Genomic DNA, 17,408 nt, shown 5'->3' with positions numbered 1-17,408 from the left:
AAAGTGATTTGAATATATAGATCACTTGGTTAAATGACCTTATATTTATATGTTAGGAGGTGGTCAGGTGAAGAAAAGATTATTGACTGTATTATGTTTTTTGGTTGTTCAAGTTTTTCATCCTATTATTGTTTTTGCCGAGGTTCATGTTCGTCAAGAAGACGAAATTGCTCAATCCAAATCATCAAGAGAAGAAATAAATGAATCAGATAGTGACGAATATTCAGATGATACACTATTTGAGAGTGAGACATCAAAAGTAGTAGATAGCAATATATCAGAAAATTCACATGACAATGAACTAAAACAAGAAATAGAGTCTGTGGCAGTGGCACAAGAAAAAAGAGATAGTAAAGTTACAGACTCGATTTTAGTCAGAGGGATACCTACAGATCAAGGGTTATGGGGGACTGTACCTTGGTCTTATTACGAAGGAGAAGGAACAATCATAGTAGGTGGCGGAACAGCAGGGGCGGCAAGAGAGTCGCCATGGTGGCAGTATCGTCACATTCGCAAAATAATTTTTGAAGATCAAGTGATTTTACCTAGTAACTCGTCGGGGATGTTTAGGGAATTACAACTTTTAGAAGTCATAGAGAATGCAGACAAACTAGATGTTTCTAACGTCACTAATATGGAGAGTATGTTTCAAGTTACATGGCGGTTAAGGGAAATAGATGTTAGTAATTGGGACACGTCAAATGTGACTAATATGAGACTTATGTTTGGGAATCTGGCGGCCACACCCGCAGCTTTTACTAGGTTAGACCTTGCATCGTGGGATACATCAAGTGTCACGGATATGAGTCAAATGTTTATGAATGCTCAAAGTCTTACCACCTTAGATTTAAGAGCATGGGACACATCAAATGTCACGGATATGAGTGACATGTTTCTTCAAGCCAATAGTCTTACTACTTTAGATTTAGGAACATGGAACACATCAAAAGTTACGAATATGAGCCGAATGTTTAATTTAACCCGATCTCTCACACGATTGAATCTTAGTTCATGGGACACTTCCAGTGTTACAAATATGAGTCAGATATTTAATAATACTAATTTAAAATCATTGACACTCGGAGAAAACAGCTTGTTTTCAGCTGACACTCAGCTTCCAGCGATTCAACAAACAGACGGTTATACCGGTGGGTGGAAGTTGGAACCAGGTACAGAAAATCTTGGGATCAGGTATGCCAGTTCAAGTGAATTCATGACAAGTTATGATGGCCGTTTTCCAGGTACGTATACATGGGAAATATTTGAAATGTGGGGATCCGTTCCATGGCTATATGATGGTATCTCAGAAACGATCATCTTGTATGGTGGAGAAGCTGGAGCAGTTGCAACTGCTCCTTGGAAAACTTATCCATCGGTCAAGAAAATCTTAGTCAATGATTCTGTTACTTTACCAAGAAATTCTTCCTTCTTATTTGATGGACTAGCAGAATTGGAATCTATCGAAAATGCTGATAAGTTTGATGTTTCTCAAGTAACAGACATGAGATTCATGTTTAGTCAGGTCCGTGCACTGAATATACTAGATGTTAGTAGTTGGGATACTTCTCAGGTAACTAATATGCGAGCGATGTTTCAAAATGCGAATGCTTTAAAGAAGATAGATGTTAGCAATTGGGACACTTCACAAGTAACAGACATGGCATTCATGTTTACCCAGGCGAGTGACTTAGAAGAAATTGACGTCAGCAACTGGAACACCTCTAGTTTACTGTCTACACAAACTATGTTTAACAATGTAAATTTAGAGGAAATAGATGTAAGCAACTGGGATACTTCTCAGGTAACTAATATGCGAACGATGTTTCAAAATGCGAATGCTTTAAAGAAGATAGATGTTAGCAATTGGGACACGTCACAAGTAACAGACATGGCATTCATGTTTGCCCAGGCGAGTGACTTAGAAGAAATTGACGTCAGCAACTGGGATACTTCTCAGGTAACTAATATGCGAACGATGTTTCAAAATGCGAATGCTTTAAAGAAGATAGATGTTAGCAATTGGGACACTTCACAAGTAATAGACATGGCATTCATGTTTACCAATGCAAGTGACTTAGAAGAAATTGACGTCAGCAACTGGGATACTTCTCAGGTAACTAATATGCAGAGTATGTTTGGTAATACTAACACATTAAATAGAATAACATTAGGAGGACAATCTATTTTTTCTGCTGCTACAAACTTACCAGCAATCCCAAGTACTGAACAATATACTGGACGCTGGACGCTAGAAGAAAATTTGTCGGGTGATGGTTCGGTTATAACTTTTGAAAACTCAACTGAGTTTATGGCTAACTATGATGGTAGTTCCCCAGGAACCTATATCTGGGAGCGAGTAGCTCCAGAACAGCTTGTCGCAAGCATTGATCGAGTAAGCGATCAGTCCCAAACTATTACTGGATATGCAACAGAGTCCGTAGATGAGTTGACTATTAGTTACCAAACGACGTCTGGAGATAAGGTAGTTCTTGAAAAAGATGATCCTCGAATTGTTTGGGGCGATTATCAAGAGTCAAATCAACAAGTCCGACAGTTCCAAATTGATTTGATAGGGAATGAACGTCTTGAGACCGAGACAAAGGTAACGATTACAGTTTCGAAACCTTCTGTTGAAACGACCGGTGATAGAACGGAAGAACAAACAGTCATAAAAGGAATTAATTATCGAGCGAATAACTTCACTTTAGACCGTTTCAAAATTAATGAATTAAGCACGCAAGAAGAATTAGATGCTTTGATCCTTCAAGAAAGTCGCGCGCAAGCCGCAAATGTATTGACGGAAGCGGATATGACGGATGACTTTCGCATCGTAGAAACGGATCTTACACGAGAAGTGGACGAAGACGGCAGCTACTTCGCTGTTCTTGAGGTGGGGAATAAAGCCTACCAGATGACTATCGGTATCGATGTGACATCGAAACTGGAGCATATGCGAGTGACGATCCCGACCAAAATGGTCTTTGAATCCTTGTACAATACGGCGGCATCGAATCGTAATTTTGAAAGCCAAGCGTATGAGATCCGCAATCAATCGCCACTTGCTATGGATACCTATATCAATCAATTGGCGATCGATGATCATGCCGGAATCGTCTTGTTAGAAGAGGGAGAAGATCCCCTCGATTACGCTGAAAGTGAAAGCGAAGAGGAAGACCCAACCCTTACTTATGACGATATCTCAACCCCGCTGTTGCGATTGAACCTAAAAACGGAAGAAACCCAGATTCAACTCTATGAAGCGATGGAAGAACAACACTTGGTTCGCTTAGAAGAAAGAAGTCGCGTGCCGATTTCCTTAACAGGGGATTTCTATGGGGATTACCCGCAATGGGTCGTTGATTCAGAAGCCGATCAAGGCGGATATTATGAAGACTTGCTCGTACCGAATTATCGCATCGTCTTACGCTTTGTTCCACGAGACTAAGAAAAAAAGATCGTACCAAATGGGAAGGAGGTGAATCCATTGGAGCAAACGAATCAAACCGAAAACAAAAAACGACGGAAATGGCTCTGGTGGTTGTTGCTATTGGCCGTACTTGCCGGTGGACTCGGGTACTATTTCTATCAATCAAAAGAAGCAGTTCCGTTGATCAGTGCAGACCTTTTGCCTGAATCTGGCGATGCCACCGATCAGCGATTATCTGAACGGGCGCAGGAAATTGCAGATGCGAATTATTTCACCCTGCAAATCAATCCAGAAGCCATTTTTGAAGATGGTCAAAGCACGGGATCCATCGAAATCGTTAATCCAGGCACCAATGTGTACCCAATCGCCGTGGATATCTCTTTACTGTCGAGCGGGGAAGTCATCTATTCTTCCGGTGCGATCTATCCAAATCAATTTGTTGAAAATGTCGCCTTGGCGACACCATTGGCAAAAGGCGAGTATCCTGCCAAAGCCACCATCAATATTTACGACCCTGAAAGCAAAGAAAAACAAGGGGTCACTGAAGCTGAATTAACGATTATCGTTAAGAATTAAAAAAAGGAAAAGTGAGGAAATAAAAATGAAAAAATTTGTAGCAGCTATTCTAAGTACAGCAACGATCGCAGGAGTAATCGCAAGCGGCACCACCGCTTTTGCGACACAAACTATTGACGGACGTGAAGGCGATACGTCAGGAGATGTCCAAGTAAACGGGATCATCGGTGAATTCGATAATACAACACCTGGACCAAATCCCGATGATTTGAACCAATGGATCAATGTAACGATTCCAACGACTGCTTTGTTCTATACGACTGAAGCGTCAAGCCATACAGAGATCGTTTCGCCTACGTACACGGTGACAAATAACTCAGCAGTTGGTGTGATCGCTTCTGTTGCAGGTGTTGATACACCATTGAATATGTCTGAAGTAGACTTGTTAAACGTAAACGGGATTGAGTTGTTTGAAAACGGCACACCAACTGTAACAGAAACAGAATTGTTTACCCTTGAAGGCAACCAAGGAACGAATGAAGGGACGTTTGCGTTCACTGGTGAAGCAACACCTGCCAATGCATCAGAAGAATCAAACCCAAGTTTCAAATTGGTCTTGAGTTTTGCGCCGGATGTAGAGGAAGACTAAAAACTGAAATCCCAGTAAAGAAGGGATCTATCGTATGAAAAAACGAAAAAGAATCATTTTTTTCATCGCTGCATTACTGGCTCTAACTGTCTGGGAGCTATCAGAAACCATTGTCGCAGAGGCGACAACAGGGCAGGTCACTGTGACTGGTCGAATTGGTGAAACAGCGAAGAAAGAGGAAGAAGCAGACGATGACAATAAGAAAACGATCGTCGCAGATGCTTCTCAAATCGGACAAGGGAAATTACCGCAAACAGGTTCTTCAAACACAAGCAGTTTGATCATCCTGGGGTATGCACTCATAGTATTTTCTATCTTATTACTATTGAGTAAAAGCAGACACATTTATGGAACGACTGATTACTATAATTAGTGAACAAATAAATGAGTAGGCAGAGTATTTTATAATTACTTATGCCCTATCAGAACACCTCGATGGAGCTGATAGGGCAGTTTTATTTAATTGTTATAAAAAGGAAGGCAAGATAATAGCGTTTAGCTGATACAAATAAAATTTTAGGAGAAATACATAGAAAGAGGGGCAAATGAATGGACGGTGGAAACAACCACGAAACCTTTTCTTACTACTTCAATTTTGAGAAAATAAAAAAAGGTATTGAACGTGAAAAATTGGAAGCATATTGCGAAAAACACCTAACTGAATTCGGTCAGCTGATTGAATCGATTTCAAAAGATAATTTCTGGGAAGTGCTCCCAAAAATTCTAGGACTTGATGCAAAGATGAATCTAGTTTTAGAATTATCTCGATTCGACGATTTCTCAGCAGATGAGATTATTAGAATTACTGAGAATGATTACAAGACATATTTCAAAGAAATCTGTGGTTATGATCTAAGTGTAGAAAAGAAGAATTCTATCGTATTCAATGTGTCATAGAGTTTGTATAAATAAAAATTATCTTAAAAAAGGCTTCAAAAAAATTTTTTGAAGCCTTTTTTTGTTTTCCGCAAGTATTAAGATTAAGAACTAACGCTACTGTCTAATGACATAGTTAAGGGAAAACGTAAAGGTCTGTGTTAAAGCTAAACCTTAAAGGAAAAGATAGGAAAAAACGAATAATTTGGAAGTTACTATTTTTCGCTAATGAATTTAGACAGCAATATTATGGAGATAAAGGAATCACGATTAAGAAAGTTCACGATTGATAAAAACTTGCTAATAAATGAAACTAATTGACCTGTTCTTTCGTCATAACCTATAGAACAACGAAAGAGAGGAAATACTATGAGAAAAAAATTATTGTTAATAGCTATATTCTGTGCATTGATTCTTACGTTAGTAGTGGGTGTCACGTATAAGTACCTAATGAGTCAAGTGTATGGAGAAGAACAAACAAATTTTGAAACGCAAGTCGAAAAAACAATTAAAACTGCATTTTTTGATCGTGATATCACTCAGATTGAAGAATCAAAGAGTGGCGATAATCAATACAATAAATATTACCTGTACTATTCTGCGACTGAAAATAAAAATATTATAAAACAATTGGAAGCTCAAACTCAGGTTGCTTCGAAACAATTGAAGGATTCTCGGTCAATGGTGCTTTCCTATGTCAATGAGGAAAAGGTGAATGATGCCCTTATTAATCGACAATTAGTAACAAAGGAATATATTTGGGATGATAAAACAAAGTCTTTGAAATATTTAGGTGAAATAAAAGAACTATCTGAAATACTCTTATCCAAAAATCGAAATGAGCCTCGATTAAAAGATATTGTCAACGATGAATCAGACTTGCTTGCGATAAACAGAGTTGTACAAGAACAACTACTTAGTACTCGAACTAAATTAAAATCAACAATTGATGAGGAAGAATTAGATCAAGTGTTAACATATGACTTTTTAAGCAAGGATAGTAAGATAACCATTCTCCCTCACTCAATACAAATCGCTTTTGATAAAGAGGTCTTAGGGTTGACAAAGATGAATGTCGACATTGAAAAAATTCTGCCTTTTATTGATCCAGCAATCGTTTCTGATAATAATCTGCCAAAAAAATCCTTAGACCAAAAAAGAAACTATGTCGCGCTCACCTTTGATGATGGACCTAACGATACGTCTACGAAAAAATTACTAGGAGAGTTAAAAAAAGAAAAGATAAAAGCGACTTTTTTTGTTTTAGGTCAGATGGTTGATAAGAACCCAGAGGTCGCGAAAAAAATAGTGGGAGAGGGGCATGAAATTGGCAGTCATTCATACACTCACCCAGACTTAACTCAAGTAACTCTGGATAAAGTCAAAGAAGAAGTACTGAAGACTGATAAGGCAATATTTCATGCTACAGGGGTATTGCCAAAACTCTTTCGACCACCTTACGGAGCAGTAAACGGCGCCGTTGCCAAAACCATCGGATTGCCTATTATTCAATGGAATGTAGACTCTGAAGATTGGCAAGTCAAAAATAAAGATTTGATTGTAAATAAGGTAATTGATACTGTAGAAAATGGATCAATCATTTTGATTCATGATATCCATGAACGTTCCGTAGAATCCATTCCAGAAATGGTAAGTCAACTAAGAAAAAGAGGCTATGAGTTTGTGACTATAAGCGAATTGCTCTCTTATGGACAAAAACCACTAAATCAGTATTTTGGTTTAGCTGACCAAAGAGAAATTAAATAGCAGTCTTTTCTAGTCCCTTGGAGAGTTGTTGAAGGAGTGATCTTTATTTTTAAGAATAGAAGTCAAACAAAAAAAGTGCGCTATTATGAGCATCTACTAGAAGAACTGATAGAAGGTAAATATGATCAAATGTATCGAATTGCCTACAGTTATGTTTATGATCATGAAGATGCTTTAGATGTCCTGCAGGATAGCTTTCAAAAGGCGTTAAAAAGCTTTAGAAACACAGTAGAAATTGATAATTTTCAAGCATGGTTCTATAAAATTTTAGTAAGAACCGCGATTGATCAATGGCGAGTGAAGAGACTAAGACCATTTGGGTTAGCCTTTGAAGAAACTATAGAACTAAGTCATTTTCGTTTCGATCAAAGTGAATTTCTTGAACTAAAGGAAATTCTAGAGAGAACGCCTAGTCCGGAAAGAGATATCATCATTTTAAAATATTTTGATGGATTTACCTTGCAGGAAATTGCTCAAATACTTAATTTAAATGAGAATACGGTGAAAACGAAGATGTACCGTTCTCTTGTTCAATTTAAGCATCTTTTAAATTAGAAAAAACAAGATATGAAAAGGAGAATGAGCGAAATGAAACAGCACACGTTTGATGGAGAAAACCAGGAACAATTAAAGCGTGAAATAGTTGCGCGTTTTCAAATAGAAAAGGCAAAGGTATACGAAGAAAAGAAGCGAAAAGTACTTAGAAGAGGAGTCGAAAGCGTGATCTTGGTGGTTTTTAGTTTTTTGATTATGCTTCAAAATACTACCTTTAGAGGTTTTGCATCAGAAATACCTATTTTGGGGGATTTGGTATCAATTATAACTGGGGAAACGCTTCTGTTCAGTAAAGAGGAAGCAGAAATCACTATTGATGTGCCTAAGATAACAGAAGAAAATCAAGTGTATTCGCAATTAAATGAAAAATATCTCCGTGAAGGACAACGAGCATATCAAAGTTATATAGACGTAATAAATAAGGTGGACGAAAAACAAATGTATGTCAGTGGTACCTATGATGTGAAAGTCAATGATAATCGATTTTTAGTAATCGACCGTACGTTTGAAGAGACAGTGGGGAGCACCAATGTCGAACATCGATTTGATACATTCGATAAAAAGAACGAGGTCTTATTATCATTAAAGATGTTATTTAAAACGGAAAACTATTTAGAGGTGCTGGCTCAGGAAATTGAGCACCAAATGAAAGAGCGGATGAGAGTAAATAGCGATATCAAATATTGGGTTTTAGACTATAATGATACAAATTGGTTGGAGAATGATCCGAATTTTTATATTAATGAAAATCATGAACTAGTTATTTCATTTGACAAATATGAAGTTTCGGCTGGATACATGGGGACACAAGAGTTCATAATACCTACTACAGTATTGAAGCCAATCTTAGTTGACGAAAATTTTTTTAATTAGATCGATAAATCAGTTTAAGCTTATTCGGAAAATGATTTCTGGATAAGCTTTCTTTTTTCGCTAGCAAGAGTGGAAAATAAAGCCTACTTTTCTAATTGGCTGTGGATACCATGAGGGAAAAAATCGATGAACCCAGAGTCTCTTTTATACATGTTTACTAAAAAGTCCCTTGTTGTCTGCTTTTGTCAGTAACTTTTCCACAGTGTGGAACTCCCTGAGCCTTACTACCATTATTGGATTTGAAAATAATTAGAGATCTAATTATTAGGTAGCGAATCTTTTTATTGACTTTCCTTTTTAACCGGTGTATATTCTTTTCGAATAGTTAGATATCTAACATTTGGCAAAGGGGGAGTCGTTTTGGAGGAACTGATCGTATCGAATTTGATGCGTTCCATTATGAATAAGTCACGGGAATCGATGGAAATGCGTATAAAAGACCTGGATATCAGTCAACAGCAAGGAAGAATGATTGCGTATATCGCACAAAATGAAGACAAGGGATTGATTCAGAAGGATTTGGCCCAAGTGTTTCAACGTCGTGATGCCAGTATCACAAGTATGCTTCAAGGGTTAGAAAAAAAAGGGTATATCGAACGCCGCATCCCAAAAAATAATGAGCGGCAAAAAAATATATACGTTTTGCCCAAAGGAAAAGCGTTGATTGATCAAACCAATGAAGCTTTTTATGCGGCAGAAAAAGAACTGGTCCAAGCACTGAATGCAGAAGAAGTCGAAGAACTGACTCGTTTGTTAAGAAAAATCGATCAAAGTCTATGAGCAATAAGCAGTCAATCACTGCTTATTGCCTTAAAGTTAGAATTCTAACATTTAACTATCTAATTAAAGGAGGAATCATCATGGAAGAAGTCACAATGAATGAATCCAATATTTACTACTTAAGCGAAAGTCCGGTGCGAAAGGCAATTGCCCATTTATCGATCCCGATGATGGTTGGTATTTCAACCACGACGATCTATAATTTGATTAATGCTTATTTTATTGGATTGATCCATGATACCAATATGATGTCGGCGATTACCTTGGCGATGCCCATTACGATTTTGTTGATGGCCGTTGGGAACATGCTAGGTGTTGGTGGAGGAAGCTATATCACACGACTACTAGGAAATGGAGACACTCAAAAGGGCAAGAAAGTTGCCGGCTATGCGTTTTACTCGAGCATCCTGCTCGGTGTGATCATAGGGATTGTCGCAGTAATTTTCATGGATCCGTTTATTCATTTACTAGGAGCAGGTGGTCAGACATTTTTGTATACAAAACAATATTCACTGATTTTGTTTGTTGGTGGAGCATCGTTCATTTTAAATTTTGCTTTGGAACAGTTGGTGCGTTCAGAAGGGGCATCAAAAGAATCAATGTATGGCATGTTTGTCAGTGTTGCAGTGAGTATCCTACTTGATGCATTATTGATTCTCGTCTTTAACCTACATGTGATCGGTGCAGGGCTATCACTGGTAATTGCGAATATCGCTTCAACAACGTATTATGTCTGGTTCCTAGAAACGAAAAGTGAGACATTGAAGGGCTTTTTAAAGAGCATGAAACTTTCAATCAAAGATCAGCTAGAAGTTTACAAAATAGGAATATCCGAGCTGTTTAAATCAGCTTTCATGATCGTCACCACATTATTATTGAACAATTTTTCTGCTGAATATGGGGACAATGTTGTGGCTAGCTTTGGTATCGCTGTTCGAATCACGCAACTACCGGAATTTTTAACAATGGGTCTATTTTTGGGCGTCATACCGTTATTTGCCTACAGTTTCTCTGCCCATAACACGAAACGAGTGAAAGAAGCACTGAAAGAAGTATCTTTGTGGATAGGTGGGATCTCCATCCTTTTTGCATTGATTGTGTATTGGTTGCGAGTGCCTGTGCTGGGGTTATTTACAAGTGATCCTCGTGTGATCCAAGTTGGCTTAACGATTTTAGGGGCACAGTTGGTTTCTTCGATCTTTAATGGTTTCTCTGGTTTATTCACGGGCATCTTTCAGGCATCTGGACTAGGTGCTCAGACCGGAGTGATGTCCACGATTCAAGGAACATTCTTTATTCCAATCGTTTTAGTGCTTCATCATTTCTATGGATTGGATGGATTGATTTGGTCAATGACGATTACAGAAGGTATCGCGTTTGTTGCGGGTGTCTTAATGATGATTCCTTATCTAAATAAACTTAATAAGGATGACCTGCCCGCCATGCAAAACAGTAGCATATAAGAATCAGGTACGTTTGAACTATTGGTTTCTGGATGAAAAGATAGCGAAAGGTTTCTTTTCGAATCTCGGGTATGGAAAGCTCAACGAAGTTTGCTTTGTTGGGCTTCTTTACTTGCTATTTATTTTCTTTGCATTAAAGTAAGAGGAGATGTTCATTCTGTTATACTTACAATTGAAAAAACTTCATTCAAAGATCAATGATTTTTGAATGTGTTGATAGAAGAAAAGTGTCTAAAATGAACGATATTATCAAAATTATCAAGCGATTGAGGAACCTACTATGCAAAAAAAATTTTATAAAGTTGTCTCTGTCTCGAATAACAGTCGTCTGTTTGCGATTTTAATGGCTTTTTCAGGTGGGGCATTAGATGTCTATTCTCATAATTACTTTCATGGATTAGTTGCTACTCAAACTGGGAACATTATTTTGATGGCTTCGAATTTATCCCAATATAATTGGCAGCAAATGCTGCCTAAAATCGTATCGATCATTTTGTTTACGGTAGGATTTTTATTAGGTATTCTTCTAAAGCGCAGCAATTTCAGTCATTATTGGCGCAGTTATACCATGTTGCCTGTTATTTTATCGAGTTTGATCATTCCATTATTGTCTCAAAATCTACACCTTTTTAAAATTGGTCTGCTTGCTTTTGGCAGTGGCTTGCTGATGCTGACGTTCACTGGAACGCAAATCGAAGGAAATCCTTATACGATCATGATGACCTCAGGCAATTATCGGAAAATGCTAAATGAATGGTATCTGTATCTGACCTCACGGAATAAAACGTCGCTTCAAAGACGCAATGCCCATAACTATACGATCGTCGTGCTCTCATTTGTCATTGGTGCTTGTTTACTAGCCTTTGTCAGTCTTGTTTTAAAAAAATATTCAATTTGGATCGTAACCTTCACGTTTCTGCTTGCTCTTTTTATTGAAATCCATCAAGCGAAAAAGACGATTCGATAGTCAAAGAAAAACCGTCAGAGGGACTCCTTCTGACGGTTTTTCTTATAAGTTGAGAGGGGAATATTTTTAGAATGTCGTCACAGCTCCACAATCTTCCGTACGGTATTGATGGTTCGAATCGTAATCTGTTTGCCGACGCTGGTGCTGGCTGTTTTTTTCCACCAATTGGTTTTTTGATAGTCTTTGCGGAGGTAAGACCAGAAGACGACGTCTTTGTAAGGGAAAACCTGTTCAAGCTCGGCATTCGGAGCCCCGAGTTTTTCAGATAACTCCTCGTAGGTCAGCGAAGGCATCAAAAAGATCAGGTTGTCATAGATGGTTTTATCTTCCGTTCCTGACCAGTCGGGCATATGGGTCAAGCGTTCCTGCAGCTCTGATTGGCGAATGATATAAATAGCGATATCAAAGGAAAAGTACCGTTTGATCATTGCTTGAATCATTTCGACAAGGGCTTGTGGATCATCCTCTTCGCTAGAAAAAATCACATTGCCACTATTCAAATAAGTGACCACATTGCTAAACCCCAGTTCTTCAAAACCGGCTTTCAATTCTTTCATAGAAATTTTGTTCTTTCCACCGACATTGATGCCTCTTAATAAAGCGATGTATCGTTGCATGGATAACCCCTCCTTTAAACCCCTTCTTTTAGCTGATTATAGAATGGATGGAGCGGAAGTACAATCCTGGCTTCTCAGATGCCCAAAATACGTGAGCGAGAAACGACGAATGCAAGCTTATTGGTGGAGTGGCTATGGCGCATGTATTTTTGCGCTGCTAATTAGTAAAAACGAAGAAACAGCCTGTAAATGATAACAACCCTCACAAATCTGCTCAAGCAAGCGAATTTGTGAGGGGCACTTTCAGTCGTTTTCTCTGTTTCTGGCTTCGTTGTTAATCCACCGCAATCCTCACAGACACGTTCTGTACGGGGACATCATAAAAGGGATCTTCTCGTCGGCCTAAAAAGTCTTGGGCTTGCTGAGGGAAGAGGGCGTACATCAGCACGTCTTCTTCACTTTGGGCATACTCAGCGATTTCTTCCCGAAAGGCTGGCAGTTGTGGTGCCAGTAGATCAGCTGGTCTGACGGTGATCACTTCAGCATCTCCGATGATTGTTTCTTTGATTTCGTCGGTGATGGGTGCTGGCGATTGACCGTAAAGTCCTTTGACGTAATCTTTGATCTCACTTGGGACAAGTTTGTAACGTTCTCCTGAAATCACATTCATCAAGGCTTGGGTACCGACCATTTGCGACAATGGGGTCACTAGTGGCGGATAGCCCAAGTCTGCTCTGACTTTTGGTACTTCTGCTAGGACTTCTTCATACTTGTCTTGCAATCCTTGTTCCGTCAATTGGCTGAGTAGGTTTGACAACATGCCACCAGGTACTTGATAGATCAAGGTTTTAGGTTCGATATCTTTGACTTTCGGGTTCAGTAGTCCTTCTTCGCGGAAACGATCACGAACGGGATTGAAATGTTCAGCAATCTCAGCGACTTTCTGCAAATCAAGTCCCGTAGCAAAGCCGCAATCTTCTAAGGCGATTGCCACAGATTCGGTTGCTGGCTGACTGGTGCCGCCAGCAAAGGAGGAGATGGCGGTATCAATGATGTCTGCACCGGCTTCCGCAACTTTTAAGTAAGTCATCTCAGCGATGCCGCTGGTGGCATGGGTATGGACTTCTAGCGGTAGATCGACGGTATCTTTGATTCGGCTGACCAGCTCGTAGCCAGTTTGCGGTGTCAAAACGCCTGCCATATCTTTGATACAGATGGAATCGGCGCCGAGGTTTGCCATTTTGTTGGCAAGGTCAACGAAGTAATCCACCGTATGGATTTGGCTAGTAGTATAAGAGATTGCTGTTTGACAGTGTCCGCCGGCTGCTTTTGTGGCGCGGATGGCGGTTTCTAAATTGCGGACATCATTTAAGGCATCAAACAAACGAAGAATGTCGATGCCGTTTTCAACCGATTTGGTCACAAAGTCAGCAACGACGTCATCGGCATAGTTTTTGTAGCCTAAGAGATTTTGCCCCCGTAAGAGCATTTGTAGTTTGGTCTTTTTCACTTCTTTGCGGATTGCGCGCAATCTTTCCCATGGGTCTTCATTTAAAAAACGCAGACAAGCATCGAAGGTTGCGCCGCCCCACATTTCCAAGGCATGATAGCCCGCTTGATCCATGGTTTTTAAAATCGGTAGCATATCGCTGGTAGGCATTCGTGTAGCGATCAGACTTTGTTGGCCGTCCCGCAAGACGGTTTCGGTAAATTGGATTTTTTTCATTCTTTCACTCTTTCCTGAATGATTTTACGGATCTGCTGCTGTATATCTGCTACGCTATGAGTTCTAGAACGGCCACAAACTTTGGCATCTTGTTCACAGACGTAGCAGCTTCTTGTCGGCAGTCCGATTTCGGTGCGGCTGATAGGTAAAAGCTGGTCTTGGTTTTTGGCTAAGACATCCAGATCCACCAATCGACCATAAGGATGATGGGTCTCAATCTGAACCATCATTCGTTTTAGTTCATAAGGATCTGTGGGCAGTACGAGATAATATTCCGGTCCGGTTTCCAAACTACGGTAGAGGTTTGCCAGTGGAATCAGTTCCTTGACGGCCTCTTCGATTTCCGTAATGAGTTCTTCAAAAACGGCGGTCAATGGGACAGAATTTTTCACGGGACCGGGAATATTCATGGTGGCAACAAGCAATGCCGCTTTTTCATCCGCAGCGAGAAGCTCCCGTTGAAGGGAGCTTCTATTTTCTCGCGCCTGCAGCATATCGGTTAGCGTCACAGGGGTTCCTGAAAATAGGGCATCAGACATTTTTGACCACATCAATGATCGTGCCATCGCGGTATTCGATCAAAGCGACGGTTTTTTCCCCGTACTTGATTGGTTCGGGTTGACCGACAATGCTGTAGGCTTTTTCTTTTAATTCTTCAATGGTGTACTGGGGAATATCCAATGCTTCAAAATGGCTGATCAAGTCTTTGCGAGCAGGATTGATGGCGATCCCGATTTCCGTAACGACGACATCAATACTGGCGCCTGGCGTGACGATCGTGTTGACGGTATCGACGATTGTTGGGATCCGTCCCCGCACAAGAGGAGCGATCACTAAGCTCATTTTGCACGCCATACTAGTATCTGAGTGGCCGCCAGAGGCACCGCGGATCACACCGTCAGAACCGGTGATGACATTGATGTTGAAATCCGTGTCGACTTCCAGTGCGGAAAGAATGGCGGTATCCAATTGATTGATAAACGCCCCTTTGCTTAACGGTGAGGCATACATATTGGCATCGATCTCGTAATGATTGGCGTTTTTCCCTAGCGATTGCGCGGAAGGATGATCAAAGTCTTGGACATCGATCAGTTTTTCCACTAATCCTTCTTCTAACAGTTCCACCATGGCATTGGTAATGCCGCCGAGGGCAAAGCTGGCTTTGATCTCATCTTTGATCATCGCTTCGCGTAAAAAACGAGAAACGGCTAATGCGGCACCGCCTGTTCCGGTTTGGAAGGAGAAGCCTTGTTGGTAGTAAGGCGAGCTGGTGATGACCTTGGCTGCATACTCAGCAATCAGTAATTCCTTTGGATTTTTGGTAAAGCGGGTCGCCCCTTTTGCGATCCCTGCAGGATCACCGATGGCGTCGACTTCCACGACATAATCGACATCCGTTTGGGGAATGCTGATTGGGGTATTTGGAAACGGTACCAGGGTGTCGGTGATGATCACGACTTGGTCGGCGTATTTTGCATCGACCATCGCATAGCCCAATGAGCCGCAGGTTGCTTTTCCGACGGTGCCATTGGCATTGCCATAAGCATCTGAGCTAGGGGCCCCTAAGAAGGCGACATCGATGTGGATATCGCCGGCGGCAATGGCACGAGCCCGACCGCCATGAGAACGGATAATGACTGGAGCATCCATAATGCCTTCGGAGATTGCGGCACCGACTTTGTCCCGCAGACCGCTGGAGGTGATATTGGTTACGACGCCAGATTTGATATGTCCGATCAATGGTTCATGGACATTGGCGATGGAACTAGGGGCAATCGCAAGATTCTTGATGCCCATTTTTGCGATCTCGTCTAAAACGAGATTCATGATAAAATCCCCTTCGCGAAAATGATGGTGGAAGGAGATCGTCATGCCGTCCGTTAACCCTGTTTTTTCAATGGCTTCACGAATACTGCCCAAGACCTTGCTTTTGCCCGGCAGGACTGGCTCGATCTTGCGACTCGCTTCTTTGTAGGCATGGATATTGGCCGTTTCATTTTCAAAGACCCCGTATTGGTTGGCATAGCATTCAGGGATGTCTTTTCCTGCTTTGTTTAACACCATAATTACACTTCCTCCTCGGTAATCAATTTCGCTGCTTTGGCAAGGGCAATCACGCGTTCCGCTCGCTCAACGATTGGTTTATCGACCATTTTGCCATTCAAGGAGATCACACCAGAACCTTTGCTTTCGGCTTCACGAATGGCCCAGATCACTTCTTTGGCCTGTTGGATCTCGGCTTTTGAAGGCGCATAGATCCCATTAACTAGGGGAATCTGCCGGGGATTGATCACTGATTTTCCGTCAAAACCAAGCTGCTTGATGCGGGTCGTTTCAGCGAGAAAGCCATCTGTGTCATTGATATCAGAAAAGACGGTATCGATGGCGGCGATCCCCGCAGCTCTAGCTGCATGCAAAATCATACTGCGGGCAAACAACAACTCTTGCCCATCTGGGTAGCGACGGGTTTTCATATTGGTGACATAATCTTCTGCCCCTAAAGCGATCCCGATCAAACGATCGGAAGCTGTAGCGATGTCTCGGGCATTTAAAACGCCTTCGGCCGACTCGATGGCAGCCATCATTTTGGTGGTTCCTACAGGCAGATCGTTTTCTTCTTCTACTTGTGTGATCACAGCGGCAACGTCAATGATATCTTGGGCGGTTTCGGTTTTCGGTAGTCGAATGACGTTGACCCCCGCTAGGACCATCGCTTCGATATCAAGGGCACCCACCGTGTCGAGGCCGTTGATGCGCACGACGGTTTCGATGGCAGAATAGTCAAAGGTTTTTAAGGCAAAATGCACCAGTGTCCGAGCAGAGTCTTTTTCATTCAAGGAGACTGCATCTTCTAAATCAAACATAACGGAATCGGCGCCATACAATGGCGCATCCCGTAGCATGGCAGCATTGGCTCCTGGTACAAACATCATCGTTCTTCTTAAACGTTCCATGTGTCGATCTCCTTCCAAGCATACTGTTCTTGTTCGGCTGCCCGATGAACGGCTGTCAGAGTTCGGGCTTTGATGGTACAGTCCAATGCGCCTTTATCGGTGGCGGTGATTTTGGCCTGTGTCACGCCTAGATGGTTCAGCGTCTCAAGGATGACGGTGCGAATTTGTTTGCCGAATTGTTTTTCGACACTGCTATCGAGGGTCAGCTCGATGGTTTGGGTTGTGGTGGGCTCGATCGCGATCAAGATATCACTGGATTCAACAGAGCCAGCAACCGCACTTTTTTTGATTTCCACTT

At 41.1% G+C, this 17,408-nt stretch carries 17 protein-coding genes; 11 read left to right on the top strand and 6 right to left on the bottom strand.

What is annotated here, in order from left to right; translation table 11 throughout:
* Positions 1-328: 328 nt before the first annotated feature.
* The 11 genes from IGI86_RS16680 to IGI86_RS16630 all read left to right on the top strand — a co-directional run bounded on the left by IGI86_RS16680 (position 329) and on the right by IGI86_RS16630 (position 11,873).
* Positions 329-3,445: a BspA family leucine-rich repeat surface protein gene (locus tag IGI86_RS16680; protein WP_430617577.1), complete on the top strand. Its 3,117-nt coding sequence runs from the start codon at positions 329-331 to the stop codon at positions 3,443-3,445.
* 39 nt (positions 3,446-3,484) lie between these two features.
* Positions 3,485-4,003 (top strand): hypothetical protein, encoded by a 519-nt coding sequence (locus IGI86_RS16675; RefSeq protein ID WP_034871937.1) that lies wholly within the window; start codon positions 3,485-3,487, stop codon positions 4,001-4,003.
* Between the two features lie 25 nt (positions 4,004-4,028).
* Positions 4,029-4,592: a hypothetical protein gene (locus IGI86_RS16670; RefSeq protein ID WP_086316682.1), complete on the top strand. Its 564-nt coding sequence runs from the start codon at positions 4,029-4,031 to the stop codon at positions 4,590-4,592.
* A gap of 34 nt (positions 4,593-4,626) precedes the next feature.
* Positions 4,627-4,965 carry an LPXTG cell wall anchor domain-containing protein gene (locus IGI86_RS16665; RefSeq protein WP_185953779.1) on the top strand — a complete coding sequence of 113 codons (339 nt, stop codon included), beginning with the start codon at positions 4,627-4,629 and terminating at the stop codon, positions 4,963-4,965.
* Positions 4,966-5,141: 176 nt separating this feature from the next.
* Positions 5,142-5,489 (top strand): DUF7006 family protein, encoded by a 348-nt coding sequence (locus IGI86_RS16660; protein WP_016613710.1) that lies wholly within the window; start codon positions 5,142-5,144, stop codon positions 5,487-5,489.
* Positions 5,490-5,837: 348 nt separating this feature from the next.
* The gene (locus IGI86_RS16655) at positions 5,838-7,235 is read left to right on the top strand and encodes a polysaccharide deacetylase family protein (protein WP_016613712.1); all 1,398 of its coding nucleotides are present in this window, start codon (positions 5,838-5,840) and stop codon (positions 7,233-7,235) included.
* Between the two features lie 36 nt (positions 7,236-7,271).
* Complete coding sequence (locus tag IGI86_RS16650) at positions 7,272-7,790, top strand: RNA polymerase sigma factor (RefSeq protein WP_005233050.1); 519 nt, start codon at positions 7,272-7,274, stop codon at positions 7,788-7,790.
* A gap of 33 nt (positions 7,791-7,823) precedes the next feature.
* Positions 7,824-8,663 carry an RsiV family protein gene (locus IGI86_RS16645; protein ID WP_229045661.1) on the top strand — a complete coding sequence of 280 codons (840 nt, stop codon included), beginning with the start codon at positions 7,824-7,826 and terminating at the stop codon, positions 8,661-8,663.
* A gap of 399 nt (positions 8,664-9,062) precedes the next feature.
* Positions 9,063-9,443: a MarR family winged helix-turn-helix transcriptional regulator gene (locus tag IGI86_RS16640; protein ID WP_050790977.1), complete on the top strand. Its 381-nt coding sequence runs from the start codon at positions 9,063-9,065 to the stop codon at positions 9,441-9,443.
* A gap of 80 nt (positions 9,444-9,523) precedes the next feature.
* Positions 9,524-10,906 (top strand): MATE family efflux transporter, encoded by a 1,383-nt coding sequence (locus IGI86_RS16635; protein ID WP_034872420.1) that lies wholly within the window; start codon positions 9,524-9,526, stop codon positions 10,904-10,906.
* Positions 10,907-11,186: 280 nt separating this feature from the next.
* Positions 11,187-11,873 (top strand): YoaK family protein, encoded by a 687-nt coding sequence (locus IGI86_RS16630; RefSeq protein WP_430617574.1) that lies wholly within the window; start codon positions 11,187-11,189, stop codon positions 11,871-11,873.
* Between the two features lie 77 nt (positions 11,874-11,950).
* Here IGI86_RS16630 and IGI86_RS16625 read toward each other — a convergent pair whose 3' ends face one another.
* From IGI86_RS16625 to citD, 6 genes are all read right to left on the bottom strand, one after another.
* A complete protein-coding gene (locus IGI86_RS16625; RefSeq protein ID WP_430617572.1) occupies positions 11,951-12,490 on the bottom strand; it encodes a DUF1697 domain-containing protein in 540 nt (179 codons plus the stop codon).
* A 274-nt stretch (positions 12,491-12,764) separates the two neighbouring features.
* Entirely contained in the window at positions 12,765-14,156 is a 1,392-nt protein-coding gene (locus IGI86_RS16620) for an oxaloacetate decarboxylase subunit alpha (protein WP_087664498.1), read from the bottom strand.
* Positions 14,153-14,695 carry a citrate lyase holo-[acyl-carrier protein] synthase gene (gene citX / locus IGI86_RS16615; RefSeq protein WP_237714968.1) on the bottom strand — a complete coding sequence of 181 codons (543 nt, stop codon included), beginning with the start codon at positions 14,693-14,695 and terminating at the stop codon, positions 14,153-14,155. The genes IGI86_RS16620 and citX overlap by 4 nt, the downstream gene beginning before the upstream one ends.
* A complete protein-coding gene (gene citF, locus IGI86_RS16610) occupies positions 14,688-16,220 on the bottom strand; it encodes a citrate lyase subunit alpha (RefSeq protein ID WP_005233060.1) in 1,533 nt (510 codons plus the stop codon). Before citF ends, citX begins: the two co-directional genes overlap by 8 nt.
* 2 nt (positions 16,221-16,222) lie before the next feature.
* Positions 16,223-17,110: a citrate (pro-3S)-lyase subunit beta gene (gene citE / locus IGI86_RS16605; RefSeq protein WP_005233062.1), complete on the bottom strand. Its 888-nt coding sequence runs from the start codon at positions 17,108-17,110 to the stop codon at positions 16,223-16,225.
* The gene (gene citD, locus IGI86_RS16600; protein ID WP_194188583.1) at positions 17,098-17,406 is read right to left on the bottom strand and encodes a citrate lyase acyl carrier protein; all 309 of its coding nucleotides are present in this window, start codon (positions 17,404-17,406) and stop codon (positions 17,098-17,100) included. Before citD ends, citE begins: the two co-directional genes overlap by 13 nt.
* Positions 17,407-17,408 lie beyond the last annotated feature (2 nt).

The organism is Enterococcus sp. AZ188 (assembly GCF_050544075.1).
GTDB lineage: Bacteria > Bacillota > Bacilli > Lactobacillales > Enterococcaceae > Enterococcus_D > Enterococcus_D entomosocium.
Note: the sequence above shows the minus strand (reverse complement) of the source record. Positions and strands in the feature narration are given on the sequence as shown.

What these genes read in the sequence shown, in the direction of transcription:
- IGI86_RS16670 (WP_086316682.1), top strand. Translation starts at nt 4,029, where the DNA reads ATGAAAAAATTTGTAGCAGCTATTCTAAGTACAGCAACGATCGCAGGA.
- IGI86_RS16665 (WP_185953779.1), top strand. Translation starts at nt 4,627, where the DNA reads ATGAAAAAACGAAAAAGAATCATTTTTTTCATCGCTGCATTACTGGCT.
- IGI86_RS16660 (WP_016613710.1), top strand. Translation starts at nt 5,142, where the DNA reads ATGGACGGTGGAAACAACCACGAAACCTTTTCTTACTACTTCAATTTT.
- IGI86_RS16655 (WP_016613712.1), top strand. Translation starts at nt 5,838, where the DNA reads ATGAGAAAAAAATTATTGTTAATAGCTATATTCTGTGCATTGATTCTT.
- IGI86_RS16645 (WP_229045661.1), top strand. Translation starts at nt 7,824, where the DNA reads ATGAAACAGCACACGTTTGATGGAGAAAACCAGGAACAATTAAAGCGT.
- IGI86_RS16640 (WP_050790977.1), top strand. Translation starts at nt 9,063, where the DNA reads ATGAATAAGTCACGGGAATCGATGGAAATGCGTATAAAAGACCTGGAT.
- IGI86_RS16635 (WP_034872420.1), top strand. Translation starts at nt 9,524, where the DNA reads ATGGAAGAAGTCACAATGAATGAATCCAATATTTACTACTTAAGCGAA.
- IGI86_RS16630 (WP_430617574.1), top strand. Translation starts at nt 11,187, where the DNA reads ATGCAAAAAAAATTTTATAAAGTTGTCTCTGTCTCGAATAACAGTCGT.
- IGI86_RS16625 (WP_430617572.1), bottom strand. Translation starts at nt 12,490, where the DNA reads ATGCAACGATACATCGCTTTATTAAGAGGCATCAATGTCGGTGGAAAG.
- IGI86_RS16620 (WP_087664498.1), bottom strand. Translation starts at nt 14,156, where the DNA reads ATGAAAAAAATCCAATTTACCGAAACCGTCTTGCGGGACGGCCAACAA.
- citX (WP_237714968.1), bottom strand. Translation starts at nt 14,695, where the DNA reads ATGTCTGATGCCCTATTTTCAGGAACCCCTGTGACGCTAACCGATATG.
- citF (WP_005233060.1), bottom strand. Translation starts at nt 16,220, where the DNA reads ATGGTGTTAAACAAAGCAGGAAAAGACATCCCTGAATGCTATGCCAAC.
- citE (WP_005233062.1), bottom strand. Translation starts at nt 17,110, where the DNA reads ATGGAACGTTTAAGAAGAACGATGATGTTTGTACCAGGAGCCAATGCT.